This is a genomic window from Micromonospora echinofusca (genome assembly GCF_017614955.1).
In the GTDB taxonomy this organism is placed as follows: domain Bacteria; phylum Actinomycetota; class Actinomycetes; order Mycobacteriales; family Micromonosporaceae; genus Micromonospora; species Micromonospora echinofusca_A.
Map to the genome: position 1 here is coordinate 1 of NZ_WVUH01000381.1, position 6,337 is coordinate 6,337.

The following is a 6,337-nucleotide window of genomic DNA, read 5'->3' on the forward strand; positions in this document are numbered from 1 at the left end:
ACCAGTCGACCGTGCCGCTGACCGGCGAGCAGAAGGCCAACGCGAAGGCCATCGTCGAGGCCACCAAGAAGGCCGGCATGGACGAGCGGGCCGCCGTGGTCGCCATCGCCACCGCCCTCCAGGAGTCCAAGCTGGAGAACCTGGGCCACCTGGGCGACCGCAACGACCACGACTCGCAGGGCCTGTTCCAGCAGCGCCCGTCCAGCGGCTGGGGCACCGTCGAGCAGATCACCGACCCCGCCTACTCGACCACCGCGTTCCTCAAGGGCCTGAAGAACGTCAACGGCTGGCAGGACATGCCGCTGACCTACGCCGCGCAGGCCGTACAGGTCTCGGCCTTCCCCGAGGCGTACGCCCAGTGGGAGACCCAGGCCGCCGACCTCGTCACCGAGCACTGGAACAGCTGACCCGCGACACCCACCGACACCGGGCCGGACCCCACACGGGGTCCGGCCCGGTGGTATCTGCACGCTACGACAGGCGCGGGAAGGCCGGGTGCGGCTGGCCGACGCGGTCGCCGGACAACAGTTGGTCACGCAGCCGTGCCGCGCCGGTGGGCAGGAACGGCGCAAGCTCGGTGGCCAGCGCCCGGCACGCGCCGACCAGGACCGCCAGGACCGAATCGAGCCGTGGACCGGCTGTTCCGTCCCCGGCATGCTCCGCCCGCGCGAGCTCCCACGGGCGTTCGGCCTCCACCAGCCGGTTACCCTCGTCGACCACCGACCAGAGGGCGCCGGTCGCGGCGCGGAAGTCGACGTCGCGCAGTGCGTGGTCGATGCGGTCGGCGAGGCCGGTGTACGCCTCGACCAGGCGGGTGGCCGCACCGGTCGGCGTCGCGCCGGGCACCCGCCCGGCACGGTACCGGTGCACCAGGGTCAGGGTGCGGTTGACCAGGTTGCCGAGCCCGTTGGCCAGGTCGCCGTCGGCCCGCTGCACCAACCGGTCGACGGTGAAGTCGGTGTCCCCGACCCGCGCCACGTCCCGCAGCAGCCACCAGCGCACGGCGTCCACCCCGTACCGGTCGACCAGCTCGGTCGGGTCGACGGCGGTGGCGGCGCTCTTGGACAGCTTCGCCCCGTCCACGGTCAGGTAGTCGTGGACGAAGACGGCGGTGGGCAGCGGCAGACCGGCCGACAGCAGCAACGCCAACCAGTACACGGCGTGGAAGCGGACGATGCCCTTGCCGACGACGTGGACCCGCTCCGCCGAGTCCACCCACCACCGCTGGTAGTCCGGGGCGTCAGTGCCGTAGCCGAGCGCGGTGACGTAGTTGGTGAGCGCGTCCCACCAGACGTAGACCACCTGGTCGGGGTCGTCGGGCACCGGAATGCCCCAGCCGCCGGCACGCGCGGCCGGCCGCGAGACGCTGAAGTCGGCCAGGCCGGCACGCACGAAGGCGAGCACCTCGTTACGCCGGGCAGCGGGTTCGACGCGTACCTGCCCCGTCTCGAGAACGTCCCGCAGCCGGTCGGTGTACCGGGACAGCCGGAAGAACCAGTTCTCCTCGGCGACCGCTTCGGGCGCCACCAGGTGCTCCGGGCACCGCCCGTCGACCAGTTCCGCCTCCCGGTAGAACTGCTCGCAGCCGACGCAGTACCGGCCCGCGTAGCGTCGACGGTAGAAGTCGCCGGCGGCCGCGCACTCGCGCCACAGCCGCGTCACCCCCGCGACATGGCGCACGTCCACGCTGGTACGGACGAAGTCGTCGAACGACAGCGCCAGCGGGTCGCGCAGGGCGGCGAACCGGGCCGCGTTGCGGTCGACGAAGGACCGCACGTCCACCCCTGCGGCGCGGGCCGCGGTGACGTTCTTCAGCGCGTTGTCGTCGGTGCCGGTCAGGAAGCGCACGGGTTGCCCGCGCAGCCGGCGGTGCCGAGCGAGCACGTCCGCCTGCACGAGTTCCAACGCGTGCCCGAGGTGCGGCGCCGCGTTGACGTACGGAATGGCTGTCGTGACGTAGAACCGGTCGTCGGTGGTCATCGTCTCCCCCTTTCGTTCGCCCTGACCGAGCGGGAGACGACGCAGCAGGCCCCGCAAGACAGGGCCTGGACGGTGCTGCGGTGCTACCGCACGCCGAGGAGCCCCGGGAAGGGGCGCATCATTCGCTGACGGTGCGGTCGCATGCGTCACATGGTGCCAGAAGCCCCGTCCCGTCGCCTTCGGTATAGGACCCGCGACGCGTGCTCCCGACCCGGCGGGGTGGACGCCTGCCCCGGGGGTGTCCCGGGACAGGCGTGCCGGTCAGAACGGCCAGTCGGCGTCGCGGCCCGCCTCGATCAGCGGGATCATCCGGAACGTCGCGTGGATCAGTTCCCCGAACTCGATCCGGTTCGGGGTACCCGCGTCGAACGCGGTCCGCTGGTACCCGCCCAGGTTGAACCCGTACAGCGGGGTACCGCCTCCGTCACCTCACCGGTACCACGCCCGGGCGCGAACGTCTGCATGTCGGAGATGACGATCACCCGGCCGTGACCGCGCCACGTGGCCCGGATCGAGTCGGCGATCCGGGTACCGTGCCCCACCTCGCCGACCCGGCGCACGAACCGGTCCACCTCCCGGATCACCGACGCACCGGCGCGCACCCCGTGCCGGAACACGCCGTCGGCGAAGCCGTGCAGGTCGACCCGTTCACCCCGGGCGGCCACCTCGTCGCCGACGCCGGCCTCGTCGAAGTTGCGCAGCAACGCCATGTACCCCATGCCGGCTTCGGCGGGCGACATCTCGTTCGTGCTGTCGGGAGTACCGTACGAGCGGAGCCGTTACCCGGCAACGGTTTACCGCCTGCCCGGAGACGGACGGGCTCAGCGGCCCTGCTCCAGCAGGTCGGCCACGGCGACCAGCGGGTCGAGCAACGGCCGCACCGGGCCGGGTTCGGTCAGCTGACCGCTGCGGTAGGTGATCAGCCGGGTGCCGCGCACACTCCACGCCGGTGCCGCTCCGGCCAGGTGCGCGGCGACCAGAGCCGGCCCGACCAGGGCACGTTCCGCCGGTGAGTCGGCCACCAGCCGCCACTGCCGGTCGAACGCCTCGACCCCGATCGCCTCCGGGTAGCTGCCCGACAGCGCCCGACCCAACTTGGACAGCAGGTCACGCGGTACCACCGCCAGTTGCGGGAAGGGGCGGCGCAGCAGCACCGAGCAGACCACGTACGGATGGGTGTGCGAGGTGGTCTGGCTGCTGCCGTTCGCGTCGGTCGTGGTGTGAGACGTGGTGTACGCGTACTCGGCCACCTCGACCGGGCGACCGTGCAGGATGCCGGTCATCGCGAACCGCACGCCCCGTCGGTTACGGCCCGGCACCCGGTCGGTCCAGTCGACCTGGGGCCGCTCGGCATAGGTCCAGCCGTACCGGGCGGCCCAGAGCTGCCAGCGGTTGCGCCGCTCCCGCTCCTCCTTCCGGACCTGCACGGCGAGGAGGACCAGGCCCGCGACGACGAGCGCCACCAGCGCCGGGCAACCGACCATCCAGAGCAGCAGCACGGCATCCATGCGCGGCAGCATATTCACTGCCTGCATCCGGGGCCCGCTCGTGCCCGCGCCGCCATCCCCGGTGACCGCCTACGATCCACGGAAGCGTCGGATCGACCTGTACGCGACGACCGGTGGTCTGGGCCTGACCGTCACCGGCCGGTCCCGGCCCGACCTCCGGTTCGAGGTCGCCTCCGGTGGTCGCATACACCGCCCGGCGCCACGACCGCCGACCCGCACCGGGCCGGGCAGGCGGCCACCCGCCGGTTCGCCGAGCTGTGCGCCGGTCTACCGTCGGCGGGCCGGACCCGGGGGACCGTCCGGTCGGGGCCGGGTCAGCCCGGTGGCCACCCCGGCAACCAGGTCGACGGTCGTCTCGCCGTACGGGCTGCGTACCACCACCCGCTGACCGACCGCCGAGAGCAGCCGTACCCGCAGGCCGTCGGCGTCCCAGGCGAGTTCCTCGACGGTCACGCCGCCCCGGCAGGCCACTCCCCGGATGGCGCCCCGGTCCAGGCCGACCGGCACGGCGGGCAGCAGCCACACCAGACCCGGCCGGGAGTGCACGAGCGCCTCGATGAGCACGGCCGGCAGGGTGTGCGCCGCGTCGGCGTTGTAGATCTCCAGATCCGGGTTGTGCGAACTCATCAGCGACCGGAAGAACATGTCGTTGCCGACGATCTTGAGCAGGTTCGCGCCGACCAGCCCGGCGTCGCGCAGCCGGGCGGCGACCAGCGCCCGGTGCAGACTGCCGTGTGCGGAGAGGTTCTCGTCGCCGCGCAGCACGAGGGCCCGGTGGGCCGCCGCCGCCAGGTCGGGCGTGTCGTCGGGGTTGATCTCGTCCAGCGGCCAGACCGGGTAGAGGTGGCTGACGTGCCGGTGTTCCTCGTCGGCGTGGTACCCCGGCCAGACCCACTCGGCCAGCGCGCCCCGCCCGTCGACCCGGTACGCCGGCAGCCGCTCGCGCAGCCCGGTCCACCGGTCGACGCTGCCCGCCGCCGCGCTCGCCGCGACGTCGGCCGCCCCGACGGCGCTCGGCTCGACACCGGCCGCCTCGGCGGCGGTGGCCAGCGCGTGCCGGGCGGCGGCGACGTCCATGGTCGCGTTCACCGCCAGGTAGACGGGTCGGCCGGCGCCGTCGGCCGGGCCGGTCTCCACCGAGAACGACGGCACCACGACCAGGGTGCCCGTGTCGTCGGTGACGGTGAGGAAGTCGGCGAAGAAGTCCGCCACCTCGGCCAACCAGCCGGCCACCTCACCCAGCGGTTCGCCGGTCACCAGGTGGTGCTCCCAGAGCGGGTACAGCAGCCAGTCCGCGCCGGCGAGCCAGGCCGCCCACGGCCAGTCGGCGTCGAAGTGGAACAGGTGCCCGTGTTCGCCGTCGGTACGCCCCGGCGCGAGCAGTCCCCGTGCGCCGTACACGGCCTGCGCGTTGCGCCGCCAGTCGTCGACCTGACCCCGGACCAGCGTCGCGTGCGCCGCCGTCACCTCGGGCAGGGCACCGATGTTGGCCCCGGCGAGCTGGAGGTTGAGGTTGGCGTCGGTGGTGAAGTCACCGGCCCACGCCGCACCCCACGCGCCGAGCCACAGACCGGTCAGCCGGGGCGGCAGCACCCCGCTGGCGCTGATCGTCAGGTACCGGCCGGAGTGGAACAGCCGTTCCAGCAGCGCCGGCAGGAGTCGGCTGCGGTCGGCGTTCTGCCGGGCGATCAGCTCACCGACCGGCAGGCCCCGCTCCGCTTCCGGTACGCCGAGGTCCAGGCTGACCCGCCGGTACATCGGGGTGTGCCGGGCGGTGTGCCGGGCCAGGAGTGCACCGTAGTCCAGGCTCGGCAGCCCGACGAGCCGCTGCTCCAGTTCCCCGGTCCGCCAGCGGTCGTCGTCGCGCCGGTCCAACACCGTGGTCAGCAGGGCCGGTCCGCGTACCGCCACCCGGTCCCCGACGATCTCCGCCGCGCCCTGCACGAGGGTCAGCCCCTCGAAGCCGTACGCGCCGTCACCCCCCGGTGGGTAGAGCCCACGGATCCGCAGGAAGATCCGGTCACCCCGGCGGTACGCGCCGGTCTCGTAGCGCACCTCGTCGGGGCGGCCGGGCAGGTCACCGGTGAGCCCGACGACGTAGCCGACCATGTCGACGTGGGTCACCACGACGGCGTCGGCCCGCGAGACGAACGCCCGACGGGAGCCGCCATCCCACTCGACGACCACCTCGCCGGTGGTGAAGTCGGTGCTGCGTCGGTACCCCGTCGGGCCGCCGCCGGGCTGCTCCCCGGTCGCGTCGATGGTCATCGCGTACCCGGGATGGAACGACTGGGTCCAGCGCAGCTCGCGCCCGTCGGTGAGCAGTGCGCTGGCCTCGGTCCGCCGGCCGGCGAGGATCAGCTCGCGGATCTCGGGCATCCGGTCGGCGAGCTGCGGCGGACGGGCGTGCCGGGTGCCGTTGGGCAGGACGAAGCGGTGGTGGTTGACCACGATCCGCTCGGCGTACGGCGCACCGGACACCATGATCCCGTACTCGCCGTTGCCGGACAGGAAGGCGTCCTCCCACCGGGCCGCCGGGACGGTGTCCCAGATGCGGTGAGCGGACGCCGGCATGGCTTCCGTCATCGTCGGGCGCTCCTTCTGGTCGACGTCGCGTCGTGCCGGTCAACCGTAGAAGCCCCGCACCGCCGACCGGCGTCGCGGTCCACGTCCGTGCTCCGACGGTCAGCGTGTCCATTGTGGAACTTTGTGGGAGTGCCTAGTAGTGCTTTGTTAGGTTGGGACGAGTTGGTGGCAGAGAGGGCAGAACCCGAGCCAGGTCGCGAGTAGGTACTGCAGTTGCCGCAGGACGGCGTAGAGGCTCAGGTCTGCCCCACTGCTTTTGGGCG

At 72.7% G+C, this 6,337-nt stretch carries 5 protein-coding genes; 1 reads left to right on the top strand and 4 read right to left on the bottom strand.

The features are described 5' to 3' along the window. Positions 1-407: hypothetical protein (locus GSF22_RS28930; RefSeq protein WP_244454322.1), on the top strand; the 407-nt coding region annotated here is incomplete at its 5' end. Between the two features lie 64 nt (positions 408-471). Here GSF22_RS28930 and GSF22_RS28935 read toward each other — a convergent pair. The 4 genes from GSF22_RS28935 to GSF22_RS28950 all read right to left on the bottom strand — a co-directional run bounded on the left by GSF22_RS28935 (position 472) and on the right by GSF22_RS28950 (position 6,074). Next, a complete protein-coding gene (locus tag GSF22_RS28935; RefSeq protein ID WP_208817039.1) occupies positions 472-1,980 on the bottom strand; it encodes a methionine--tRNA ligase in 1,509 nt (502 codons plus the stop codon). A gap of 326 nt (positions 1,981-2,306) precedes the next feature. After that, complete coding sequence (locus GSF22_RS28940; RefSeq protein WP_208817041.1) at positions 2,307-2,720, bottom strand: hypothetical protein; 414 nt, start codon at positions 2,718-2,720, stop codon at positions 2,307-2,309. An 81-nt stretch (positions 2,721-2,801) separates the two neighbouring features. Continuing rightward, positions 2,802-3,488 (bottom strand): hypothetical protein, encoded by a 687-nt coding sequence (locus tag GSF22_RS28945; protein WP_208817043.1) that lies wholly within the window; start codon positions 3,486-3,488, stop codon positions 2,802-2,804. A gap of 267 nt (positions 3,489-3,755) precedes the next feature. Further along, complete coding sequence (locus GSF22_RS28950; RefSeq protein ID WP_244454323.1) at positions 3,756-6,074, bottom strand: glycosyl hydrolase family 95 catalytic domain-containing protein; 2,319 nt, start codon at positions 6,072-6,074, stop codon at positions 3,756-3,758. Positions 6,075-6,337 lie beyond the last annotated feature (263 nt).